Annotated in this window: 23 protein-coding genes; 7 read left to right on the top strand and 16 right to left on the bottom strand. The window is 72.0% G+C overall.

Features of this window, described 5'->3' with window-relative positions:
* The first annotated feature begins 73 nt into the window (after window positions 1-73).
* On the top strand, window positions 74-979 hold the full coding sequence (locus AB0M30_RS09325) for a DMT family transporter (RefSeq protein ID WP_364581797.1): 906 nt from the start codon (window positions 74-76) through the stop codon (window positions 977-979).
* On the opposite strand, the gene AB0M30_RS09320 is transcribed toward AB0M30_RS09325, so the two are convergent.
* Complete coding sequence (locus AB0M30_RS09320; RefSeq protein ID WP_103342484.1) at window positions 976-1,656, bottom strand: response regulator transcription factor; 681 nt, start codon at window positions 1,654-1,656, stop codon at window positions 976-978. The two genes, AB0M30_RS09325 and AB0M30_RS09320, sit on opposite strands and share 4 nt — an antisense overlap.
* Window positions 1,657-1,663: 7 nt before the next feature.
* On the bottom strand, window positions 1,664-2,968 hold the full coding sequence (locus AB0M30_RS09315; RefSeq protein ID WP_364581893.1) for a PspC domain-containing protein: 1,305 nt from the start codon (window positions 2,966-2,968) through the stop codon (window positions 1,664-1,666).
* Window positions 2,969-3,162: 194 nt separating this feature from the next.
* Here AB0M30_RS09315 and AB0M30_RS09310 point away from each other — a divergent pair, with 194 nt between their 5' ends.
* Both AB0M30_RS09310 and AB0M30_RS09305 read left to right on the top strand, forming a co-directional pair.
* Window positions 3,163-4,452 (top strand): PspC domain-containing protein, encoded by a 1,290-nt coding sequence (locus tag AB0M30_RS09310; protein ID WP_364581794.1) that lies wholly within the window; start codon window positions 3,163-3,165, stop codon window positions 4,450-4,452.
* Window positions 4,445-4,687, top strand: a complete 243-nt coding sequence (locus tag AB0M30_RS09305; RefSeq protein ID WP_103342481.1) for a hypothetical protein — start codon at window positions 4,445-4,447, stop codon at window positions 4,685-4,687. The genes AB0M30_RS09310 and AB0M30_RS09305 overlap by 8 nt, the downstream gene beginning before the upstream one ends.
* Before the next feature lie 63 nt (window positions 4,688-4,750).
* Here the strand turns inward: AB0M30_RS09305 and guaA are convergent, their stop codons facing one another.
* Entirely contained in the window at window positions 4,751-6,307 is a 1,557-nt protein-coding gene (guaA, locus tag AB0M30_RS09300; RefSeq protein WP_364581790.1) for a glutamine-hydrolyzing GMP synthase, read from the bottom strand.
* A gap of 107 nt (window positions 6,308-6,414) precedes the next feature.
* Here guaA and AB0M30_RS09295 point away from each other — a divergent pair, with 107 nt between their 5' ends.
* Window positions 6,415-6,960, top strand: coding sequence for a DinB family protein (locus AB0M30_RS09295; RefSeq protein WP_364581789.1), 546 nt, complete (start codon window positions 6,415-6,417; stop codon window positions 6,958-6,960).
* Here AB0M30_RS09295 and AB0M30_RS09290 read toward each other — a convergent pair.
* Window positions 6,928-7,518, bottom strand: a complete 591-nt coding sequence (locus tag AB0M30_RS09290) for a rhomboid family intramembrane serine protease (protein ID WP_364581786.1) — start codon at window positions 7,516-7,518, stop codon at window positions 6,928-6,930. The two genes, AB0M30_RS09295 and AB0M30_RS09290, sit on opposite strands and share 33 nt — an antisense overlap.
* 159 nt (window positions 7,519-7,677) lie before the next feature.
* Between AB0M30_RS09290 and AB0M30_RS09285 the strand changes: the two genes are divergently transcribed.
* A complete protein-coding gene (locus AB0M30_RS09285; RefSeq protein WP_364581783.1) occupies window positions 7,678-9,123 on the top strand; it encodes an aldehyde dehydrogenase family protein in 1,446 nt (481 codons plus the stop codon).
* Here the strand turns inward: AB0M30_RS09285 and AB0M30_RS09280 are convergent.
* The 3 genes from AB0M30_RS09280 to AB0M30_RS09270 form a co-directional block, all read right to left on the bottom strand.
* On the bottom strand, window positions 9,120-10,625 hold the full coding sequence (locus AB0M30_RS09280; protein WP_364581781.1) for an FAD-binding oxidoreductase: 1,506 nt from the start codon (window positions 10,623-10,625) through the stop codon (window positions 9,120-9,122). The two genes, AB0M30_RS09285 and AB0M30_RS09280, sit on opposite strands and share 4 nt — an antisense overlap.
* Before the next feature lie 72 nt (window positions 10,626-10,697).
* On the bottom strand, window positions 10,698-11,405 hold the full coding sequence (locus AB0M30_RS09275; protein ID WP_364581778.1) for a maleylpyruvate isomerase family mycothiol-dependent enzyme: 708 nt from the start codon (window positions 11,403-11,405) through the stop codon (window positions 10,698-10,700).
* A gap of 25 nt (window positions 11,406-11,430) precedes the next feature.
* Window positions 11,431-13,143, bottom strand: coding sequence for a GMC family oxidoreductase (locus AB0M30_RS09270; protein WP_364581775.1), 1,713 nt, complete (start codon window positions 13,141-13,143; stop codon window positions 11,431-11,433).
* A 155-nt stretch (window positions 13,144-13,298) separates the two neighbouring features.
* On the opposite strand from AB0M30_RS09270, the gene AB0M30_RS09265 reads away from it, so the two are divergent.
* Window positions 13,299-13,490, top strand: coding sequence for a DUF397 domain-containing protein (locus AB0M30_RS09265; protein ID WP_364581773.1), 192 nt, complete (start codon window positions 13,299-13,301; stop codon window positions 13,488-13,490).
* Here AB0M30_RS09265 and AB0M30_RS09260 read toward each other — a convergent pair.
* The 5 genes from AB0M30_RS09260 to guaB all read right to left on the bottom strand — a co-directional run bounded on the left by AB0M30_RS09260 (window position 13,474) and on the right by guaB (window position 17,801).
* On the bottom strand, window positions 13,474-14,607 hold the full coding sequence (locus AB0M30_RS09260) for a GuaB3 family IMP dehydrogenase-related protein (protein WP_364581770.1): 1,134 nt from the start codon (window positions 14,605-14,607) through the stop codon (window positions 13,474-13,476). The genes AB0M30_RS09265 and AB0M30_RS09260 overlap by 17 nt on opposite strands.
* Before the next feature lie 76 nt (window positions 14,608-14,683).
* Window positions 14,684-15,169 carry a hypothetical protein gene (locus tag AB0M30_RS09255; protein ID WP_364581768.1) on the bottom strand — a complete coding sequence of 162 codons (486 nt, stop codon included), beginning with the start codon at window positions 15,167-15,169 and terminating at the stop codon, window positions 14,684-14,686.
* Window positions 15,170-15,171: 2 nt separating this feature from the next.
* Entirely contained in the window at window positions 15,172-15,699 is a 528-nt protein-coding gene (locus tag AB0M30_RS09250; RefSeq protein WP_364581765.1) for a hypothetical protein, read from the bottom strand.
* A gap of 74 nt (window positions 15,700-15,773) precedes the next feature.
* Window positions 15,774-16,238: a DUF3574 domain-containing protein gene (locus tag AB0M30_RS09245; RefSeq protein ID WP_364581763.1), complete on the bottom strand. Its 465-nt coding sequence runs from the start codon at window positions 16,236-16,238 to the stop codon at window positions 15,774-15,776.
* Window positions 16,239-16,289: 51 nt separating this feature from the next.
* Complete coding sequence (gene guaB / locus AB0M30_RS09240; RefSeq protein WP_364581761.1) at window positions 16,290-17,801, bottom strand: IMP dehydrogenase; 1,512 nt, start codon at window positions 17,799-17,801, stop codon at window positions 16,290-16,292.
* Between the two features lie 149 nt (window positions 17,802-17,950).
* Here guaB and AB0M30_RS09235 point away from each other — a divergent pair, with 149 nt between their 5' ends.
* On the top strand, window positions 17,951-18,346 hold the full coding sequence (locus AB0M30_RS09235) for a DUF5319 domain-containing protein (RefSeq protein ID WP_003073549.1): 396 nt from the start codon (window positions 17,951-17,953) through the stop codon (window positions 18,344-18,346).
* Between the two features lie 66 nt (window positions 18,347-18,412).
* Here AB0M30_RS09235 and AB0M30_RS09230 read toward each other — a convergent pair whose 3' ends face one another.
* From AB0M30_RS09230 to AB0M30_RS09215, 4 genes are all read right to left on the bottom strand, one after another.
* Window positions 18,413-19,348, bottom strand: a complete 936-nt coding sequence (locus tag AB0M30_RS09230) for an anti-sigma-D factor RsdA (RefSeq protein WP_364581758.1) — start codon at window positions 19,346-19,348, stop codon at window positions 18,413-18,415.
* Window positions 19,349-19,921 (bottom strand): sigma-70 family RNA polymerase sigma factor, encoded by a 573-nt coding sequence (locus AB0M30_RS09225; protein ID WP_026468912.1) that lies wholly within the window; start codon window positions 19,919-19,921, stop codon window positions 19,349-19,351.
* 436 nt (window positions 19,922-20,357) lie between these two features.
* Complete coding sequence (locus AB0M30_RS09220) at window positions 20,358-20,954, bottom strand: response regulator transcription factor (RefSeq protein WP_003073605.1); 597 nt, start codon at window positions 20,952-20,954, stop codon at window positions 20,358-20,360.
* Window positions 20,955-21,085: 131 nt separating this feature from the next.
* Window positions 21,086-21,940, bottom strand: a complete 855-nt coding sequence (locus tag AB0M30_RS09215) for a hypothetical protein (protein ID WP_364581755.1) — start codon at window positions 21,938-21,940, stop codon at window positions 21,086-21,088.
* Window positions 21,941-22,184 lie beyond the last annotated feature (244 nt).

Here is a 22,184-nt window from a genome sequence, read left to right as displayed (position 1 = left end):
CATGCAGTTAATTTCGCTTGTCCTTATGTCTCGCCGGGGTGAGGCTGACTTCGGATTTCGAAGGAGGACTGGAGTGGGCGAGACGAAGACCCTGCTCAGGATCGGTGCGCTGGCGCTGATGTGGGGCTCGAGCTTCTTTTGGATCAAGCTGGGCTTGGGGATGTTCTCGCCGGTCCAGCTAGTGCTGGCGCGGCTGGTGCTCGGCGCCGCCATGCTGCTGGTGCTGTGCCGCCTGCAGCGGGCCCGGCTGCCACGCGACCGCCGGACGTGGGGACACCTGGCGGTCGCGGCGTTCTTCCACAACGCGCTGCCGTTCCTGCTGTTCGCGATCGGCGAGACGACGGTCGATTCGGGCATCACCGGCGTCCTCAACTCGACGACACCGCTGTGGGTGCTGCTCGCCGCGCCACTGATGGGGACGTCGTCGCGGATGACCGGGGCGCGGCTGGCGGGCCTGGTCCTCGGACTCGGCGGGATCCTGCTGATCTTCGCCCCGTGGCAGGCGTCGGGCCTGCTGAGCTGGGGCGCGCTGGGCTGCCTCGCGGCGGCGGCGAGCTACGGCTTCGCGTTCGTCTACGAGGGCAAGTACCTGTCGGACCCGGCGGTGTCGCCGTACGCGACTTCGGCGGGGCAGATGGTGCTGGCCAGCGGGATGCTGGTGCTGGCGCTGCCGGCGGGCGGTTTCGCGCCGGTGCACGTTTCCGCGGGACCGCTGCTGGCCGTGCTGGTGCTGGGCATCGGGTCGACGGGGATCGCGTTCGCCTTGAACTACCAGTTGCTGGCCAGCGAGGGCGCGGTCGCGGCTTCGGTGGTCGGGTACCTGCTGCCGGTGGTTTCGGTGCTGCTCGGGGCGGTGTTCCTCGGCGAGCAGCTGCACCTGCGGGTGATCGCGGGGATGGTGGTCGTGCTCGGCGGCGTGGCGTTGACGCGGCTCCCGAAGCGCGTGCCGGCGGCGGCGCCGGTCATGGAACGGGTCTAGACGAGACGGCGGTCGGAAGCCCAGCGGGAGAGCTCGTAGCGGTTCGAAAGCTGGGTCTTCCGCAGGACGCTCGACACGTGCGTCTCCACCGTCTTCACCGAGATGAACAGCTCCGACGCGATTTCCTTGTACGCGTACCCGCGCGCCAGCAGCCGCAGGACGTCCCGCTCGCGCGGCGTCAGCAGGTCCAGCTCGGGGTCGTTGATCGGCGCCGAACCCGGGCGGTCGGCGAACGCGTCCAGGACGAAGCCGGCCAGCCTCGGCGAGAACACCGCGTCGCCGTCCGCGACGCGGACCACCGCGCGGACCAGCTCCTTCGACGAGATCGTCTTCGTCACGTAGCCGCGGGCGCCCGCGCGGATGACCGCGATGACGTCCTCCGCCGCGTCCGACACCGACAGGGCCAGGAACACCACGTCCGGCAGCTCCGGGCGGACCCGGCGCAGCACTTCGGCGCCGCCGCCGTCGGGCATGTGGACGTCGAGGAGCACGACCTGGGGCTTCGTGCGGGCGATGCCGGCCACCGCTTCGGCGACCGAACCGGCCTCGCCGACCACGCGGACCTCGTCGGTGATCGAGTCGAGCTCGGTGCGCACCCCCGCGCGGAACAGCGCGTGGTCGTCGACGAGGAAGACCTTGACCGGTTCACGCTGGTTGTCCGTCACGTCGTCGAGCATAGCCGCCTCACGCCGCTCCCTTGCCCGCTTTCACCGGCATGGCGAGCTGCACCTCGGTGCCCTCGCCCGGCGCCGTCCGGACCTTGCACGTGCCGCCGTGGCGGGTCATCCGGCCGCGGATCGAGTCGGCGAGGCCGTGGCGGTCGTCCGGGACGAGGTCGGGGTCGAAGCCCTTGCCGCGGTCGCGGACGAACACCGTCACCGCCGTCGGCTCGACCTCGGCGTAGACGCTGACCTCGTCGACGCCGGCGTGCTTGGCCGCGTTGACGATGGCCTCCCGCGCGGCCTGGACGAGCGCCACCAGCGATTCGTCCAGCTCGGCGTCGCCGACGACGACCTGGCCGACCGAGATCGCGAAGGTGTCCTCGACCTCGCCGCACGCCGTCGCGAGCGCTTCGGACAGCTGGCCGGTCGCTTCCTCGACGTTCTCGGCGGGCTTGCCGTAGCCGTTGGGGCCGTAGAGCCAGCCGCGCAGCTCGCGCTCCTGGCTGCGGGCCAGCCGTGCGACCTCGCGGGGCTGTTCGCTCTGCTTCTGGATCAGCGCGAGGGTCTGCAGCACGGAGTCGTGCAGGTGGGCGGCGATCTCGGCGCGTTCGTCGGTGCGGATGCGGGCCTTGCGCTCGTCGGAGAGGTCCCGGACCAGCCGCAGCCAGAACGGCACGGTCAGCACGGCGACCCCGATCAGGGTGGCGGTGACGGCGATGAGCGCGAACTGGACCTGGTCGAGGCTGCCGCTGCGGAGCACGACGACGCCGATGCCGGTGATCACCAGCGCGACGCCGGCGACGATCCGGATGGCGGCCGACCAGCCGCCCCCGCCGAGGAACGCCCCGGCGAAGCCGTCCTTCGCGCCGACCTTCCAGCGGCGGCGCTGCGACTCGTCGGCCTCGCGCCAGACGACCGCGGCACCGATCATGGCGACGGCCAGGGGCACCGCGACCCAGCCGCTGATGAACCCGGTGAGCGTCCCGCTGGCGACGGCGAGGCCGACGCCCAGCGCGATCAGCCCGAACGCCTGCTGGCGTTCCTTCTGGGTCGGCGGCTCCGCGGCTTCTTCGGACTGCTGCTGGACGAACACCCAGAGGAGGCCGTAGGCGAGCAGCCCGGCGCCGTTGAGCGCGGCGAGCAGCGCGAAGGCCGTCCGCACCCAGACGACCGGCACGCCGAGGTGATCGGCGAGCCCCCCGGCGACGCCGGCGATGGCCCGCCCGGACCGGCGCCGGAACATCTTGGGCGCGCCCGGTTCCGTGGTGGCGATCGCCTGCTCGGCGGTGACGTGGTCGAGGGACTCCTGCACGCCGTCCATGGTCACACGCACCGGGGTGCGGTTCCATCGGGGAAACCCCTGATCCGGTGGCCTTGCTGCGGCAGACCGGGACCGGTGACCTCGGAGGTGGCGCCGTACCGCTTGGCCTGCAGGGCGATTTTGCGCCCCGTGTCCCCTCCGGGAAACCTCAGGGACCATCCCGGATGTCCCGCCGCCGCTGGTGTCGCATGCTTCTCGGTATGAGTGGTGCGAGCGAAACCCGGTCGCCGAAGCCGGGTGTCCTGAACGGCTTCGAGGAGACCGTCAAGGACTTCTGGAACAGCCGGCCCCGGCGGCCGCACTCCGGGCGGAAGCTGGCCGGGGTGGCCGCCGCCATCGGGCGGCGGTACGGGATCGATCCCGTCGTCGTGCGGATCGCCTTGGTGGTCACGACGATCTTCGGCGGCTTCGGCGTTCCCTTCTACCTACTGGGGTGGTTGTTCCTGCCCGGCGAAAGCGACGAGGTCTCCGGCTTCGAAAGCCTGATCGGGCGCGGCCGGTCGTCGGTGTCGCCCGCGTTCGCCGTCGTGCTCATGATCCTCACCGTCGTCAGCGCCGGGGGCTCGATCACCGGGTCGTGGTTCGACGGCGGCGGGCTCATCAGCTGCGCCCTCATCGCCGCCGCGCTCTACCTGCTGCACCGCAGCCGCGGTCACGAGAACCGCCCCGCGCCGGTCGCCGCGCGGACCTCGTACCCGGCCTTCACCGGAAACGGAGCCTTCACCATGACCGACACCGCCGAGGCGCCTTCGCCGGCGCGCGGCTGGGATCCCCTGGCGGCCGACCCGGCCGGCTGGGACCTCCCCGACGCTCCGCCCGCCCCGGAGCCGCGGCCCACGCCGCCGCCCCCACCGTCGTACCAGGCGCCGCAGCGGCGTCCCCGGTCGAAGGTCGGCTCCGCGACGTTCGCGCTGGCCGTGGTGACCGCCGGCGCGGCCGTGCTGGCCGGCCTCAACGGCGCCACCTGGTTCGACGCGCAGCACATCGTCGGCCTGGTGCTCGGCGTGGTCGGGATCGGCCTGGTCGCCGGCGCGTTCGCCCGCGGCGGACGCGGCCTGATCGGGCTCGCGATCCCGCTGGCGATCGCCGGGCTGGTCCTGACGGCGGCGCCGTTCAAGAACTTCGACGTCCGCGGTGGTCTCGGCGACATCAGCCCGACCCCGCAGTCGCTGGCCGAGCTCAAGCCGCTGTACCAGCACGCGGCGGGCGACATCAACCTCGACCTGACCGAGCTGCCCGCCGGAGCGCCGTACTCGACGACCGTGTCCAACGGCGCCGGCAACACCACGGTGACCGTCCCGGAGAACGCGGACGTCACCTTCGACTGCCACACCGGCGCCGGCGAGACGTCGTGCTTCAACCGCAAGAGCGACGGCGTCGGCGAGGCCGCGCTGATCGGCACGGACAACGGCCCCGACGGCGTCGGCGGCCAGAAGATCACCCTGAAGGTCTCGAACAACGTGGGCGACGTGGAGGTGCGGCGTGACTGACCAGAACCCTTACGCCTACGACGATCCGGCCGGCACCCAGCCCGCCAAGCGCGGCGGCGTGGACGTCATCACCCTGATCTTCGGCGTCGCGACCCTGCTGGTGTCGGCGTACGTCCTCTCGGACGGCGCGAGCTGGCTGCCGTCGTTCGACTTCCGCTGGGTGGTCGCCGGCGGTGCGGTCTTCGTGGGGCTGCTGCTCCTCACCGCGTCGTTCGGCAGCAAGCGGCGGCGCTGACCCGCCGGATCACTCGAGGCCCCGGATCCCACGCCGGGGCCTCGAGCCCTGTCCGGGGAGAGGTCACTCCCACTCGATGGTGCCCGGCGGCTTGGACGTCACGTCCAAGACCACCCGGTTGACCTCCGCGACCTCGTTGGTGATGCGCGTGGAAATCCGCTCGAGGACCTCGTAGGGCAGGCGCGTCCAGTCCGCGGTCATCGCGTCTTCGGACGACACCGGCCGCAGCACGATCGGGTGGCCGTAAGTCCGGCCGTCGCCCTGGACGCCGACGCTGCGGACGTCGGCGAGCAGCACCACCGGGCACTGCCAGATGCTGCGGTCCAGCCCGGCGGCCGTCAGCTCCTCGCGCGCGATCAGGTCCGCCGCACGCAGGGTGTCGAGCCGCTCCTGGTCGACCGCGCCGATGATCCGGATGCCCAGGCCGGGGCCGGGGAACGGCTGGCGCTGCACGATCGTCTCGGGCAGCCCCAGTTCCAGGCCGACGCGGCGGACCTCGTCCTTGAACAGCAGCCGCAGCGGCTCGACCAGCTCGAACTGCAGGTCGTCCGGCAGGCCGCCGACGTTGTGGTGGCTCTTGATGTTCGCCGTGCCCTCGCCGCCGCCGGACTCGACGACGTCCGGGTACAGCGTGCCCTGCACGAGGAACCGGTAGTCGCCCGCGGCCTTGAGGTCGCGCTCGGCCTGCTCGAACACGCGGATGAACTCGCGGCCGATGATCTTGCGCTTCTGCTCCGGGTCGGTGACGCCGGCCAGCGCGTCGAGGAAGCGTTCCCGCGCGTCGATCGTGACGAGGTTGACCCCGGTGGCGGAGACGAAGTCCTGCTCGACCTGGGTGCGCTCGCCCGCCCGCAGCAGGCCGTGGTCGACGAACACGCAGGTCAGCCGGTCGCCGATGGCGCGCTGTACGAGCGCGGCCGCGACGGCGGAGTCGACGCCGCCGGACAGCCCGCAGATCGCGCGGCCGTCGCCGATCTGGTCGCTGATCCGCTGGACCTGCTCCTCGACGATCGACGACGTCGTCCACTGCGGCTCGATGCCGGCGATGTCGCGCAGGAACCGGCGCAGCACCTCCTGGCCGTGCGGCGAGTGCGCGACCTCCGGGTGGTACTGGACGCCGGCGAAGCGACGCTCGACGTCCTCGAAGCCGGCGACCTCGGCGCCGTCCGAAGACGCCGTGACGACCGAGCCCTCCGGGGCCTTGGTGACGCTGTCGTTGTGGCTCATCCACGCGGGCTGGTGCGCGGGCAGGCCGGCGTGCAGGACACCGCCGTCACCGGTCACGCGGACCTCGGTGCGGCCGAACTCGCGGACCCCGGTCGGCTCGACGACCCCGCCGAGCGCGCTGGCCAGCAGCTGGTGGCCGTAGCAGATGCCGAACATCGGCACGCCCGCTTCGGTGAGCTTCGGGTCCATGCCCGGGGCGCCTTCGGCGTACACGCTCGAAGGGCCGCCGGAGAGGATGATCGCCGAGGGGTTCTTGGCGAGGATCTCTTCGGTGGACGCGCTGTGCGGGACGACCTCCGAGTAGATCTGTGCCTCGCGGACGCGCCGGGCGATCAGCTGCGCGTACTGCGCCCCGAAGTCCACGACGAGAACCGGACCGGTGGGGTTGGGCACCTGAGGACCTCCTGCGACGGTGGGATAGGCCTCCATCGTCCCAGGTGGGCCGGGTCACCCGGGATTCAGGGCGGTCCCTGTCCTCGATCGGGCCTACGGTGCCCGGTATGGCTGTGAACTGGACGAAGGAACTGACCGATCAGCTCGACTTCCACTGGAACTTCCTGGTGCACCGGAAGCTCGAGGGGCTCACCGACGACGAGTACTTCTGGGAACCGGTCGCGGGCTGCTGGACCGTGCGGCCGAGAAAGTCGGACGACGAACCCGGCACCGGCCCGTTCACCATCGACTTCGCCTTCCCGGAGCCGACGCCGCCGCCGGTCACGACGATCGCCTGGCGGCTCGGCCACATCCTCGTCGGCGTGCTGGGCGCGCGGATCGCGTCGCACTTCGGCGGCGCGCCGATCGGCTACGACACCTATCCCTACCCCGGGACCGCCGCCGAGGCGCTGTCCGAACTCGACAAGTTCTACGCGCAGTGGGTCGAAGGGGTGAAGTCGCTCGACGAAGAGGCGTTGGCCCGGCCGTGCGGACCGGCCGAGGGGCCGTACGCGGAGTACCCGATGGCGACGCTGGTGCTGCACATCCACCGCGAGCTGATCCACCACTGCGCCGAAGTCCTACTGCTGCGCGACCTTTACCGGAGCCGGTAGCAGCGCGAAGCCGAGCGCCAGGCCCAGCAGCAGCGGCAGGCCGTGGTTGTCGTGCACCAGCGTGTCCACCACGGCCAGCACCGGCGCGGCGAAGGCGATGACCCGGAACTGGATCGGCAGCACCACGCCGTAGCGGCGAGAAGCCACCATGACGACCGCCGCCAGGCCGCCGATCAGGCCGGTGACGCACATCGAGTTGCCCGCGCCGACCGGGTTGAGCCAGAGGTAGCTCACGACCTGGCCGAACAGGCCGCAGCCGAAGTACAGGACGAGCCAGCGCACGCGGCCGAACACGCGCTCGGCGAGCGTGCCGAAGAACGCCAGCCAGAGCAGGTTCGACGTCAGGCCGAACGCCCAGCCGTCCTGGAAGAACATGCCGGTCAGCAGGCGGTACCACTCGCCGGCGTCGATGCGGGCGGCGTCACGGTGCATCGCGTCGTACAGCGGCGGGTGCACCAGCTGCGCGATGCCGCAGGCCAGGGTCACCGCGAACACCACGGCCGTGAGGATCGGGCGGCGTGGCCCGGTGGCGAGGGCACTGAACGCGCGAGTGGTCATGACCGAAATCTAGGCGCGACACCGCCACCGCACCTCCGCCGTTTGTCACGGTCGGCACACCGGAACCGGCCGGCCGTGAAGCGCTGAAGGTGCTCAAGCCGTGACCCGTCCGGGTGGGGGTCCCGCGGTCGTACCCCCGGCCGGATTACGTTGGTACGCATGGACATGATCACCCCCGAGCCGCGCCCCGCCTGGATCGCCGGCCGCCCGGAGCCGGGCGCCACCACCCTCGTCGTGCACCACCCGTACGACGGCAGCGAGGTCGCCACGGTCGCCGTGCCCGGGCCGGAGCAGGTCGAACGCGCGGTGGCCGCCGCGGCCGCGGTCGCCAAGGAGTTCCGGCACAGCCCCGCGCACCTGCGCGCGGGCGCACTCGACCACGTCTCCCGCGTGCTCGCCGCGCGGGCCGAGGAGATCGCCGAGGTGATCACCGCCGAAAACGGCAAGCCGCTCAAGTGGGCCGAAGCCGAGGTCAAGCGCGCGGTGTCGGTGTTCCGCATCGCCGCCGAGGAAGCCCGCCGCTTCACCGGCGAAGTCCAGCGCCTCGACACCGATCCCGCCGGCGAGGCCCGGCTGGCGCTGACCCGGCGTGTCCCGCGCGGGCCGGTGCTCGGCATCGCGCCGTTCAACTTCCCGCTCAACCTGGTGGCGCACAAGGTCGCGCCGTCGCTGGCGATCGGTGCGCCGATCATCGTCAAGCCGGCCCCGCGGACGCCGTTGTCGGCGCTGATCCTCGGCGAGATCCTGGCCGAGACGGACCTGCCGGAAGGCGCCTTTTCCGTGCTGCCGCTGGGAAACGAGCAGACGCAAGCGCTCGTCGCCGACCCGCGGCTGCCGGTCGTGTCGTTCACCGGCTCCGGCCCGGTCGGCTGGTCGCTCAAGGACGCCGCGCCGCGCAAGCACGTCGTGCTCGAGCTCGGCGGCAACGCGGCGGCCGTCGTGCTGCGCGACTGGCCCGACCCCGAGGGCGCCGCGCACCGGATCGCCACCTTCGGCAACTACCAGGCCGGCCAGTCCTGCATCGCGGTGCAGCGGGTGATCGTGGACGCCGCCGTGGCCGAGGAGTTCGTGCCCGCGCTGGTGGAAGCCGTCGAGGCGCAGCGGACCGGCGACCCGTACGACCGCGCCACCGACGTCGGCCCGGTGGTCGACGAAGCCGCCGCCGAGCGGATCGTCGCGTGGATCGACGAAGCCGTCGAAGGGGGCGCGAAGGTGCTCACCGGCGGCACCCGCGACGGCGCGACCGTCGCCCCGACACTGCTCACCGACGTCCCGCCGGACACCAAGGCGTGGACCGAAGAGATCTTCGGCCCGGTCCTCGCGGTGTCCGTTGTGGACGGAGTGGACGAGGCCTTCCGGTCGGTCAACGCATCGGCGTACGGCCTGCAGGCCGGGGTCTTCACCACCGACATCCAGCTGGCCTTCCACGCCTCGGCCGAGCTGGAGGTCGGTGGCGTGATCATCGGTGACGTCCCGTCCTACCGCGCCGACCAGATGCCCTACGGCGGCGTCAAAGGCTCCGGCGTCGGCCGCGAAGGCGTGCTCGCCGCGATGCACGACCTGACGGAGGAGCGCGTCACCGTCTTCACCGGCATCGACCTTTAGCTGACCACGCCCTGCCCGAACCGGAAGACGTTGTTGGGGTCGTACTTGTTCGCGACGTCCTGCAGGCGCTTGGCGTTGTCGCCGTAGTAGGCGGCCTTCCAGTCGGGCAGGGCCGGGTCGATGTAGTTGACGTACCCGCCGCCCGCGCCGGCCGCGGCGAGTCCCGCGACGACGTCGCCGACCGCCTGCGTGACCTTCGTCCGGGTCTTCGCCGTCGCGGGCGCGTAGACCTGGATGCTGGCCAGCGCGTCGCGGTGCCAGAACGCGGTGGCGTCCTTGGCCGGCCCGGCCACCGCGCCGCCGAGCCCGTCGATGAGCAGGTCCATGCCCGACTGGCCGTCGGCGACCGCGACGACCTTCGCGGCGTCGACCGGGGTGGTGATCATCCGCGAGGAGGCGACGAACGACTGGCGGTTCGAGCTGCCCTCGAAGTACTTCATGGCGCCGAGGTAGTCCAGGGTCTTCACCACGCGCTGCGTCGGCCGGGCGCCGGCGTTGGCGGTCAGGTTGTTCAGGAGCGTGGCGAGCCCGGCCGAGCCTCCGACGTAGCAGCCGCCGACGCGGCACTGCACCGGCGACCCGCCCGAGAGCACCAGGTTCGCCCAGAGCTCCGGCGGCATCGCGGCGATCCACTGCTGCCACGCGGCGAGCACGCCGCTCGCGGCCCCGGCCGGGAAGCGCAGCGAGAACACCGTCAGCGCGGGCGGCGCCGGATCGGTGTCGAAGGTGAACTCGGTGACGATGCCGAAGTTGCCGCCGCCCCCGCCGCGCAGCGCCCAGAACAGGTCCGGTTCGGAACTCGCGGACGCGGTGAGCGTCCGGCCGTCGGCGGTGACGACCTGTGCGGAGCTCAGGTGGTCGCAGGTCAGGCCGTACTTGCGGGCGAGCACGCCGATGCCGCCGCCGAGGGTCAGCCCGGCGATCCCGACCGTGGGACACGACCCGGCGGGCAGCGCGCGCCCGGCCCGCGCCAGCCCGGCGTAGACGTCCGCCAGCTTCGCGCCGGCGCCGATCACGGCTTTGCCGCCCTGGACGTCGACCTTGTTCAGCGCGGCCACGTCGACGACCAGCCCGCCCACCGGCACCGAGTAACCGGCGTAGCTGTGGCCGCCGCTGCGTGCGGCGATCGCGACGCGTCCGGCGGCCGCCTGCAGGCAGGCCTGGACGTCCTTGGCGTTCGCCACGGTCGCGACGGCGACCGGGTTGTTGCCGTCGAACAGCTGGTTGAAGCCGTGCTTGGCGGTGTCGTAGCTTTCGGCGCCCGGACGCAGCAGGCTGCCGGTCAGCCGGGGGCGCAGGTCGTCCCAGTTCGGTGGCCCGGTCGGCAGCCGGGTGCTCGGCGGGGCCGACGTCGTGTCCACCGGAGCGGTCGAGGCGACCGGGGCGGCGGGGTTCTCCGGCCCGCACGCGGCGGCGACGGCACCGGCGGCCGAGACCCCCGCGATCCGCAGGAACGTCCGGCGGCGGACGCCGGGCCGCCCCTGGTCATGTGCACTGTCCACAGCGGACTCCTCGGTGCCGGGAGCGCCCAGTGTAGAGCGGGCGCGAGGTGTGTACCGGGCGGAGCGGGGCGGTCACCCCCAGGCGGGGAGCCGGGGCACGTCACCGTCGAGGGCGACGCCGTCGGCGCGCCCGCTGAGCCAGGCCAGCAGCGCCCCGGCCGACCCGCGGACGGTCGTCTTCGGGGCGGCACCCATCGTCCACTCGAACCCGTCGGCGGCCAGCCGCAGCGCCGGGAGGTGGGCGCCGCGCGCGGCGACGGCGTTCTGGACGACGTCCTCGGTGAGCGGGCCGAGCAGCGCCAGCACGCGGTCGAGGTCGTAACCGCGGTCGAGGTCGGCGAGGTGGATGGTCAGTTCGGACAGCCGCATCCGCGCCACGACGGCCCCGGTGACGGGCGCGCCCTGCCGGTTGCGGGCTTCACGCGCCCAGGCGTCGTCCGGCATCGCGGCGGCGTACTGCTCGAAGCGCCCGGCCGACGCGACGAAGTCGGCGAGCAGATCGGCGGCCGCGCGCCGGGCGCCGGCTTCGATGTCCCGCTCGCGTGCCTCGGCGCTGGCGTACATCGGCGTCTCGACGCCGGTGTTCGCCCAGACCAGCAGGTTCTGCAGGCCGTCGGCGTTGCGGGCCACGTGCGTGAGGACGTGGGCGCGCGACCAGCCGGGCAACGCGCTGGGCGCGCGCAGCTCGGGTTCGCCGAGGCCACCGATGGCCCGCGCCCATTCGTCGTCGAGCTTCCGGATGCCGTCGAGCAGTGCGTGTGCCTTCTCGGATGCCGTCACGGCCCCGAGTCTAGGAGGAACGGCCCTAGGAGGAACGACGCAGCGCGGCGGGCGCTTCGGCCGGGACGGCCGGGTTCTTCGGCGCGACCGGCTCCAGCCGCGCGTAGGGCAGGTCCTGCGCCGGTCGCAGGTCTTCCTCGCCCTTGTTCGGCCAGAAGGAGAAGGCGCGCTCGGCCTGGGCCGTGATCGTCAGCGACGGGTTCACGCCGAGGTTGGCGGTGATCGCCGCGCCGTCCACCACGGACAGGCCCGGGTAGCCGAACACGCGGTGGTACGGGTCGATCACCCCTTCGTCGGCGGTGGCGCCGATCGGGACGCCGCCGATGAAGTGGGCGGTCAGCGGGATGTCGAAGATCTCGCCCCAGGTGCCGCCCGCGATGCCGCCGATGCGTTCGGCCGTGCGCTCGTTGGCCTCGTGGCCGGCCGGGATGAAGCTCGGGTTCGGCTCGCCGTGGCCCTGCTTGGACGTGTACTTGCGGCGGCCGAACAGCCCGCGCTTGGTGTACGTCGTGATCGAGTTGTCCAGGCTCTGCATCACCAGCAGGATCACCGTGCGCTCGCTCCAGCGGTAGCCGTTGAGCAGCTTCGCCGCCTGGACCGGGTGCTTGAGCATGAACGTGACGGCCTGCCGCCAGCGCGGTACCGGCGAGGCGCCGTCCGTCGCGATCGTCTGCAGCAGGCTCATCGCGTTGCTGCCCTTGCCGTAGCGGACCGGCTCGATGTGGGTGTTCTCGTCCGGGTGGATGGACGAGGTGATCGCGACGCCGCGGCTGAAGTTCCGGCTTTCGTCGACGTCGGTCCGGGCCGCGCCGATGATGGCCTCGGAGTTCGTGCGGGTCAGCTCGCCGAGCCGCCGCGAGAGCCGCGGCAGCGTGCCGGTGTCCTTCATCTCGTGCAGCAGGTTCTGGGTGCCCCAGGTCCCCGCGGCGAAGACGACCTTCTCGGCGGTGATCGTCGTGCGGAACTTCTTCGAGGTCGTCCCGGTCTTCTTGAGGCTGACTTCGTAGCCGCCGTCGATCGGCTTCACCGACGTCACGGTCGTCAGCGGGATGACCTGCGCGCCGTCCTGCTCGGCGAGGTAGAGGTAGTTCTTGACCAGCGTGTTCTTCGCGCCGACCCGGCAGCCGGTCATGCACGAGCCGCACTCGGTGCAGCCGACGCGCTCGGGGCCGGCGCCGCCGAAGTAGGGGTCGGCCGCCTTCTCCCCCGGCTTGCCGAAGTAGACGCCGACCGGCGTCGGGTGGAACGAACCGGCGACACCCATGTCCTTCGCGACCTCGCGCATCACGACGTCCGACGGGGTGATCGTCGGGTTCGTGACGACGCCGAGCATGCGGCTCGCCTGGTCGTAGTGCGGGGCGAGCTCGGACTCCCAGTCGGTGATGTGCGCCCACTGCCGGTCGCGGTAGAACGGCCGGAGCGGCCGGTACAGCGTGTTCGCGTAGACGAGCGAGCCGCCGCCGACGCCGGCGCCCGCCAGCACCATGACGTCGTTGAGCATGTGGATGCGCTGGATGCCGTAGCAGCCGACCTGCGGCGCCCACAGGTAGCGCTTGAGGTCCCACGACGTCTTCGCGAACTCGTCGTCGGCGAACCGGCGCCCGGCCTCGACGACCGCGACCCGGTAGCCCTTCTCGGTGAGCCGCAGCGCCGCAACGCTGCCGCCGAACCCCGACCCCACCACGACGACGTCGTAGTCGGGGCCACCCGCACTGGTGGTGGTGTTACTGGCAGTCACACCTGGGAGCGTAACTCCGCCTCCGCGTTCTGACCAGAGGTAAGTTACTCGCCGGTCACGCTTGTCCGACGACAATAGTGGGTAATCTCCACGGTGGTCGATGTCCACGTCGGCGAATCACCGCCGGTCGGGACACAAGGGCGGGAGACACCACGATGAGCCCACGAACGCTCACCGGTTGGCGCAAGTCGAGCCACAGCCACTTCGAAGAGAACGCCTGCGTCGAGATCGGCACCGGCCCCGGCGTGGTCGGGGTCCGGGACACCAAGCAAGCGGTGCCCCAGATCCTCGTCTACTCCGCGGCCGCCTTCGCCGCGTTCCTCGACCGGCTCACCGGCGAACGGTGAGCCCGACCCGCTGGAACTCCTTGAGGTCCGAGTAACCCGTCTTCGCCATCGCCCGGCGAAGGGCCCCGAACAGGTTCACCACGCCTTCCGCGTCCGACGACGGCCCGAACAGCAGGGTCTTGAGGTCCACGGCGTAATCGGGGCCGGCCGCCACGCGCGAGCGCGGCAGTGACGGGTGCGCCGCGGCCGCCGTCCAGTACAAGCCCTGACCGGGCGCGTCGGAGGCGGCGGCCAGCGGTGAGCCGAGCATGACGGCGTCCGCGCCGCACGCGATGGCCTTGGCGATGTCGCCCGACACCGTCATGCCGCCGTCCGCGAGCACGTGCACGTACCGGCCGCCGGTCTCGTCGAGGTAGTCGCGGCGGGCGGCCGCGGCGTCGATGATCGCGGTGGCCATCGGGACGCCGATGCCGAGCACGCGGTCGGTGCTCGTCACGCCCGGCGTGTAGCCGTGGCCGACGATGACCCCGGCCGCGCCGGTGCGCATGAGGTGCATCGCGGTGCGGTAGTCGCTGACGCCGCCGGCGATCACCGGCACGTCGAGGCGGCCGATGAAGTCCTTGAGGTTCAGCGGCTCCGCGTCGCGCACCACGTGCTCGGCGGAGATGATCGTGCCCTGGACGACGAGGATTTCGACGCCGGCCGCGATCAGGTCCGGGGTCAGCTCGGCGGCGTGCTGCGGGCTGACGCGCGCGGCCACCGTGACGCCGGACTCGCGGACCGTCTTGATCGCCTCGGTCAGCAGGTCGAGCCGGATCGGCGCGGCGTGCAGCTCCTGCAGCACGCGGCCGACCGCGGTCGGGTCCTCGAGGTCCTCGGCCGCGCGGACCAGCTGGAAGATGGCGTCCTCGACGTTCGCGTGCCGCGCCCAGAGCCCTTCGGCGTTGAGCACGCCCAAGCCGCCGAGCTCGCCGACGGCGACCGCGGTGCCGGGCGAGACGATCGCGTCGGTCGGGTGCGTGACGAGCGGCAGGTCGAAGCGGTAGGCGTCGATCTGCCAGGCGGTGGACACCACCGAAGACGAGCGAGTCCGCCGCGACGGCACGATCTCGACGTCGTCGAGGTCATACGCCCGCCGCGCGGTGCGGCCCATCCCGATCTCGACCAGGTCCCGCACGTGAAGCCTCCTCCGCCGACGACAATCTGCCGTGCCCCATTGTCGCTAGGCCGCGTGGGTGACCCGCGCACGGGGGTTAGAACAGCAGGAGCACGGGCAGTACACCCGCCACGAACCCGGCTGCTGCGCCCAGCGCGGCCAGTTTCGGCCGTTCCGTCTCCGTGACGCAGATCAGCGTGAAGAACAGCGCCATGGCCGCGACCAGCGCCGCGAAGACGCCGGCGGCGACGGGCGAATTCCCGACCTCCACCTGGCGGCCGGCCACCTCCACGGCCTGCACCGACCGCCCGACCTCGGAGACTTCCAAGGTGACCGGCAATCCCGGCTCCAGGTCGAAGGTCGCGTCGTGCGAGCTGGCCTCGAAGCGCTCGCCCGACGCGGTGCGGAGAACGAGGTCGTACAGGTGGCCGACGTGGTTGTCGTCGTGCTGGCCTCGCGCCTCGACGGTGGCTTCGTCCCGCTCGACCGGTCCGCCCGAGTCGAGGACTCCGTACGTCCCGAAGGACAGCATGGCCCCGGCGAAGGCCGCGCTCAACGCGGGGACGACCGGATGCGCGGGCACGGTCACACCCTCACGAACACGGCGACCGGCGCCAGCAGCGCGCCCAGCGCGAGCGCCAGCCAGGTGGCCACCGGCGGGTAGACGTTCAGCCGGACCGCGCCGAAGTACACCGCGCCCAACGCCAGCAGGCTGGCGGCGATCGACAGCACCGGCCGGATCACGCCCGGGCGCAGGTCGACCACACCACCGCCGGCCCGCAGGTAGGCGATGCTCCCGTCCGCCGTCGACACGTCGAGCGTCACCGGCTGGCCGGCCGGCAGGTCCAGGCCGGCGTCCACCGCGGTGACGCGGTAGTGCCGGTCACCGGCGTCGACCGCGATGGTGTGGCTCACCGCCTCCTCGTCCCCGCCGACCGGGAGCGCGCCGCGCGTGTGGGACGTCACGTGTCCCTCGATGCGGTACACCGGGGCGTCCCGGCCGGCGAGCAACTGGCACATCAGGCACACCACGCCGCCGAGGATCAGGGACACCAGGGCGACGGCCGTGAAGAACACTTTGCGCAGCACTTGGGCGAGCCGGCCGACCGTCATGCGTCCTAGTGCACACCACGAATGCCACGCAAGGCGATAGACCGATTACCGTAAGCACGCTAGGTCACGAGAACTCAGAAGGAGACCTTCTCCACGGAGTCCGAACGCAGTACGGACTCCTGGTCGAACTGCTTCTTGTAGTCGGCGCGGACCTCTTCGATCCGCCGTTCGGCGTCCCGGTTCGCGAACGGGTAGAGCAGCACGATCACGTGCGTGTGCTCCCGCACGATCGTGCCGGACCCGCCGCGCCACTGGCCGCTGCCGTCGAGCCGGGTGAAGCCGTCCGGGAACGCCGGCGTGATCTCCCGGTCGGAGAACGCGGCGAACTCCTTGTCGGTCACCTCGGTGCCGTCCGGCTTGCCCGTGCCGAAGAACAGCTCGGTGCGCTTCCAGATCTCTCCGGGCGACTGCGCCTGGGCCGGCGCCGCCGGGGTTTCGGAGGCGGACGCGGTGAGGCCGCCGCCGAGTCCGAGTGCTGCGGCCACGGCCACCGCCGCGACCGTCCGCCGGGAAACCGGCCTTCGTCCGTCCCTGGTCATGGGCCGATCGTGGCGGCCCATGACCGAGGGCGGAACGACCGAACGGGCGGACTAGCGGGTCGTGTAGTTCGGCGCTTCGACGGTCATCGTGATGTCGTGCGGGTGGCTCTCCTTGAGCCCGGCCGCGGTGATCCGGACCAGCTGCGCTTCCTGCAGCTGCGCGATCGTCTCGGCACCCGCGTAGCCCATCCCGGCACGCAGGCCGCCGATCAGCTGGTGCACGACGTTCGACAGCGGCCCGCGGAACGGGATCCGGCCCTCGATGCCCTCGGGGACCAGCTTGTCCTCGTTGAGCACGTCGTCCTGGGCGTAGCGGTCCTTCGAGTAGGACTTGCCCTGGCCGCGGGACTGCATCGCACCCAGCGAGCCCATGCCGCGGTAGACCTTGAACTGCTTGCCGCCGACCAGGATCAGGTCACCCGGCGACTCGGCGGTGCCGGCGAGCAGGCTGCCCAGCATCACCGTGGACGCGCCGGCCGCGATGGCCTTCGCGATGTCGCCGGAGTACTGGATGCCGCCGTCGCCGATCACCGGGATGCCCGCCGGCCGCGCGGCCTGGTCGGCCTCGTAGATCGCCGAGATCTGCGGCACACCGACGCCCGCGACGATCCGGGTGGTGCAGATGGAGCCCGGGCCGACGCCGACCTTGATGCCGTCGGCGCCCGCGTCGACCAGCGCCTGCGCGCCGGCCCGGGTCGCGACGTTGCCGCCGACGATGTCGACCGACTCTCCCAGCTCCTTCTTCAGCAGCGAGACCGTGTCGACGACCGCGCGGGAGTGCCCGTGGGCGGTGTCGACCATCAGCACGTCGACGCCCGCTTCGGCGAGCGTCATCGCGCGCTTGTGCCCGTCGACGCCCACGCCGACCGCGGCACCGACGATGAGCCGGCCGTCCGGGTCCTTCGTCGCCTTCGGGTACTGCTCGGTCTTCACGAAGTCCTTGACCGTGATCAGCCCGCGGAGCTTGCCCGCGCCGTCGACGATCGGCAGCTTCTCGATCTTGTGCCGGCGCAGCAGGCCGAGCGCGGCGTCCGCCGACACCCCGACCTGGGCGGTGATCAGCGGGGCCTTCGTCATGACCTCGGACACCGGGCGGCTGTGGTCGACCTCGAACCGCATGTCGCGGTTGGTGATGATGCCCACCAGGGTCCCGGCCGCGTCGGTCACCGGCACGCCGGAGATGCGGAACTTCGCGCACAGGGCGTCGACCTCGGCCAGCGTCGCGTCGGGGGCGCAGGTGACCGGGTCGGTGACCATGCCGGCCTCGGACCGCTTGACGACCTCGACCGCGGCGGCCTGCTCGTCGATCGGCAGGTTGCGCTGGAGGACGCCGATGCCGCCCTGGCGGGCCATGGCGATGGCCATCCGCGCCTCGGTGACGGTGTCCATCGCCGCGGACACCAGCGGGACGCCGAGGGTGATGTTCCGGGTCAGCCGGGAACTCGTGTCGACGGAGCTCGGCACGACGTCCGATTCGGCCGGCAGCAGCAGCACGTCGTCGAAGGTCAGGCCGAGCATGGCGAACTTGGCCGGAACGGGGGCGGTGATGCCGTCGCTGGTCATGCGGGTGAAGGGCCTTCCTGGCGCGGGATGAGCGGGGGTCGCCGGTCTTCGATCCAAGATCAGCGGCAACCCGGAGCCTTCCCCTCATGATATCCGCCGCCCGGCGCCCGCCCCGGGCGGTGGGCGGGCCGGCGGGGCCGACCGGTACCGTGCAGGCCGTGGCGCACGATGTCCTGCCTCCAGACCCGTTCGCGGACGACCCGGACGACCCGGCCCGCGCATTCGGAGACCCCGAGGACCGGCTGGACGAGCCGATCAGCGACTCCGAACGCACCGAACTACTGGCCGATCTGTCGGATCTGGCCGTCTACCAGGCTCTCCTCGAACCCCGCGGGGTCCGCGGGATCGTCGTCGACTGCGGTGAGTGCGACGAGCCGCACTACCACGACTGGCACCTGCTGCGGGCGAGCCTCGAGCAGCTGCTGGCCGACGGGCGGATGCGTCCGCACGAGCCGGCCTACGACCCGAACCCCGGTGACTACGTGAGCTGGGACTACTGCCGCGGCTTCGCCGACGGTGTCACGGCCAACGAAAGCGCCTACTGAGCGCACTCCCCGAAGACACGGAAAAGCCCTGGTGAGTTTCCTCACCAGGGCTTTTCGCTGTCCGTTCTACGGGGTTTCGCTGACGCCCTGTGGCTGACCGCCGGCGGACTCGCTGCGCGGGGTGCCCGGGTCGTTGCCGGTGGCGCCGGTGGTGCTCGGCGGCGCCGGGGTCGTGGTGGCCGGCGGCGTGGTGGTCGGCGCCGGGGGCGTCGGCGTCGGGGTCGCGCTGCCCGGCAGGCTCGTGGTGCCGCTGCCGCTGCCCGGGAGGGACGACGCCGACCCGGCCGGCGGCGCCTGGCTCGTCGGCGCGCCGGGCGAAACCGGCGGGACCGAGGTCTGGATCGGGCCCTGGACCGGCGCTTCGGGGTTCTGGAGCTGGGCGGCGAGCTGCCGGTGCTGCTCCATCAGCTGGTCGCGGTTCTCCTCGTCGGTGACCTGCGTCAGGGCGGCCTGGGCGTCCTGGAGGGCCTGGCGGGCGGCGTCGAGGTTGCCGCCGGCGATGGCGAGGTTGGCCTTTTCGAGGTCCAGCTTCGCTGTCGCGGCCGCCTCGACGGAACGGGTGTGGTCGGAGTAGAGGACCTTGGCGAGGCCCCACAGGGTGTCGCCGGGCTGCGCGGAGCGTGCGGCCAGCCCGGTGCCGGTGAACGCGATCGCCAGCACGGCGGCGGCGGCGGCGACCGGGACGAGCAGCCTGCGACGGCGTCCGCTCGAAGCGTGCCGCTTCGCGAGAGCGGCGGTGCTGACGGTGCGCACAGCGGTGTCGACGTCGACGAGCTCGGCCAGCGGCTCGCTGTCGATGTCTCTTCGCCACGCCACCAGCAACGCGTTGAGCTCCTGGTCGCCGAGACCGTCGGCCAGTGCCGGGTCGGACCCGCCGAGCGCGTCGAGCAGTGCGTCATCGGCCTGCACGGCCGACAGGTCGGCGGCGAACTCCGCCTCCGACGCGGTCAGGCCACTGCCGAAGACGTCGTCCGGCTCGAATCTCTTCTCGTGACCGGTCACTCAGATCACCTCCTCCGCGGCCAGGACCTTTCTCAGCCGCGCGAGGGCGCGGTGCTGGGCGACGCGGACGGCACCCGGGGTGGAACCGACCGCGTCCGCGGTCTCCTCCGCCGACAGGCCCACGACCACGCGCAACACCACGATCTCCCGCTGCTTGTCCGGCAGCACCTGCAACAACTGGGACATCCGCTCGTTCAGTTCACCTTGCAGCGCCCGCTGCTCGGGGCCGACCCCGCCCTCGACCTCGTCGGGGATCTCGGCCACCGGCTCGGCCCGGTTCCGGGCCGCCGCGCGGTGCGCGTCGGCCACCTTGTGCTGGGCGATCCCGTAGACGAAGGCCAGAAACGGGCGGCCTTGATCGCGGTACGAGGGCAATGCCGTTAGCACCGCGAGACACACCTCCTGCGCAACGTCGTCCGCCGAAGCGAACGATCGCTCCTGCCTGCCAACCCGAGCGCGGCAATACCGCACTACCAGTGGACGGATAGCAGCCAGCAGCCGCTCGACTGCCTGGGGATCTCCCTCGACAGCAGCGGCGACCGGCTCATCCAGTCCATCCCCCACATTGGCCATCGCAGACAACAGTCCCAGTGTTACGTGTAGGTGTGCAAAGAACCCGGCCCGTGGTCGCCTCCACCGCGCACCGGTGACCGCTACCGTACCGTCGGCTCCCTCCGGACCGGCGCGCGCGGTGTAACCCGGGCGCGCCGCCGCGGGCGGAGCCGCTCAAATACGTCTTTCGGGGGTCCGGGTGGCGGAGCCCCCGGCCCGGGGCGGAGCCCCGGTTGTTACGGGTCGTCCTGCAGACCCGCGGTCGAGGTCGCCGATTCAACGAGCGAGCCCGGGTGCGGGTACGAAATCCGCCGGAGGGGCGGCGTGGCGAGGCGGAAATCCGCCACATCGAACGCCGGAGTTGTGATGGGGACCACATAGGTGCGGGCCAGGGCGGTGCGCCCTGGCCCGTCGTCACCTGTGAACCGGCCGTGTCAGGAACGGGGAGAGCGGCAGGTCAGCTGACCAGGCCGCGGCGGAAGCCGTGGGCGACGGCCTGCGCGCGGTCGCGCACGCCCAGCTTGCGGAACAACCGCCGAGCGTGGGTTTTGACCGTGTCCTCGGACAGGTAGAGCTCGCGGCCGATCTGGCCGTTGCTCTTGCCCTGACTCATCCCGCGGAGCACCTGAAGCTCGCGCTCGGTCAGCTGGACGCCCGGGTCGGACGGCTGACGGGGCGCGGGCACCGAGGTGCTCGCCAGGGTGTGGGCCAGTGCGGCGACCAGCTCCGGCCGGGACGCGTCCCAGCGGAGGTAGCCGCGGGCACCGCCGGCGATCGCGGCGGCGATGCTGCCCGCGTCGTCCGGGGCACCGAAGACGATGACGTTCGCCTGGGGGTTGGCCGAGACGAGCCGCCGGGTGGCTTCGACACCCGTCGGGACCGCGCGTTGCGTCCCGACCAGCACGACGTCGACGGGCTGACGGGAGTACCGGGCCAGCAGCTCGTCACCGTGCGCTACGCAGTCGATGCGACTGACCCCAGGGACCGCGGACATCACTCGGGTGAGCCCTTCACGGACACTGCGTCGGTCGTCGCAGATCAAGACCGTCGTCACGGGGTTTCCTTCCTGCAGCCGGGTGACATTCCTCTTCCCCTATCGGACGCTTTAGCCCGAACCTTGACACGATCCGGTGGCTTTTTTTGAAGTTTCTTAGCCCGGATGCCGGAACACCCCATTCCGACGGCTCAACCACCCGGGACCGGGACCCATGGTGATTCCCCCGCAACCCTCCTCCCGCAAGGATCTGCGCTTCGTAACACTGCGTGCAACACCTGCGCCACTCTGAATCGATACTCCTCGGCGTGTCCTGGGCGCAGGTCGGCCGCGACGAGCGCCGCCGGCCACGAAAGTGAAAGGAGTTCGCATTCCTCCGCGGCCGCCATTGCATTTCCGACAAGGTCGTCCGAAATCTTCCGGTGATCGGGAGCCCCGGCGGCCCGCAGGGCCACGGCCAGCACAATCCGGGATTTCACGGCGTGCCGCCGCGCGCCCCGCGCGAGCGCGGTTTCCAAAGCGCGCTCGGCGTGCGGCACGGCATCGGCGCCCTGACCTGCGGCGAGGGCGATTTCGGCGCCCACCCAGCCGCCGCGGACGCCGGCCCGCCACCCGGCGGCACCGGTTCCGGCGCGCGCCGCGAGCCTGCGGGCGGCGGCGAGGCGGCCGAGGGCGAGGTTGTCGGCGGCCAGGCCGAGGAGGGCGTCGGCCCTCGCCCCGGCGGCGTCGAGGCCGTCGGGATCCTGCGCGGTATCCAGGTGGGCGGCTTTCGCGAAGGCCTCGCCGTCGAGCGCGCGGGCCTGCCGGTGTCCCCCCAGCTGCCGCCGGTGCGACGCGAGGGTGCTGGCGGCGAGGGAGGCCACCACCGGGTCGCTGTCGCGCCGGAGGGCATCGAGCAGGGTCGCGGCGGCGGCGTACCGGCCCTGGGCGCCGAGGACGATGGCGGCGAGCAGCCGTTCCCGCGGGCTGCCGGCCCCGCGCACGGCGGCGGGATCGGGCAGCGGATCGCTCCCGAACGCGGCGGCCCTGAGGGCGGGTTCGTGCACCCGTCCTTTCTAGTGGGTGGCACCGACAAAAGTTGATCGAAGTGACCGACGGCGCGCGATCGGGCAGGCCATCGCATCGGGGCGGGTTCGAGGGGCCGCGACCCGGCTCGCACAGTGCTTCCGCCGGCAGGCGCTCCCCGGACGAGCAGGCCCGCCGCCCCCGGCCACCGGGCCAGGCTCGAGCGGCCGCCACCTCACGACCCGCCTCGCACAGTGCCACCGCCGGCAGCCGCTCCCCGGTACG

This window comes from Amycolatopsis sp. NPDC051716 (assembly GCF_040681595.1).
Lineage (GTDB): Bacteria > Actinomycetota > Actinomycetes > Mycobacteriales > Pseudonocardiaceae > Amycolatopsis.
Note: the sequence above shows the minus strand (reverse complement) of the source record. Positions and strands in the feature narration are given on the sequence as shown.

What these genes read in the sequence shown, in the direction of transcription:
- AB0M30_RS09320 (WP_103342484.1), bottom strand. Translation starts at nt 1,656, where the DNA reads ATGCTCGACGACGTGACGGACAACCAGCGTGAACCGGTCAAGGTCTTC.
- AB0M30_RS09225 (WP_026468912.1), bottom strand. Translation starts at nt 19,921, where the DNA reads ATGGCCAATGTGGGGGATGGACTGGATGAGCCGGTCGCCGCTGCTGTC.
- AB0M30_RS09310 (WP_364581794.1), top strand. Translation starts at nt 3,163, where the DNA reads ATGAGTGGTGCGAGCGAAACCCGGTCGCCGAAGCCGGGTGTCCTGAAC.
- AB0M30_RS09265 (WP_364581773.1), top strand. Translation starts at nt 13,299, where the DNA reads ATGAGCCCACGAACGCTCACCGGTTGGCGCAAGTCGAGCCACAGCCAC.
- AB0M30_RS09290 (WP_364581786.1), bottom strand. Translation starts at nt 7,518, where the DNA reads ATGACCACTCGCGCGTTCAGTGCCCTCGCCACCGGGCCACGCCGCCCG.
- AB0M30_RS09295 (WP_364581789.1), top strand. Translation starts at nt 6,415, where the DNA reads ATGGCTGTGAACTGGACGAAGGAACTGACCGATCAGCTCGACTTCCAC.
- AB0M30_RS09250 (WP_364581765.1), bottom strand. Translation starts at nt 15,699, where the DNA reads ATGACGGTCGGCCGGCTCGCCCAAGTGCTGCGCAAAGTGTTCTTCACG.
- AB0M30_RS09245 (WP_364581763.1), bottom strand. Translation starts at nt 16,238, where the DNA reads ATGACCAGGGACGGACGAAGGCCGGTTTCCCGGCGGACGGTCGCGGCG.
- AB0M30_RS09285 (WP_364581783.1), top strand. Translation starts at nt 7,678, where the DNA reads ATGGACATGATCACCCCCGAGCCGCGCCCCGCCTGGATCGCCGGCCGC.
- guaB (WP_364581761.1), bottom strand. Translation starts at nt 17,801, where the DNA reads ATGACCAGCGACGGCATCACCGCCCCCGTTCCGGCCAAGTTCGCCATG.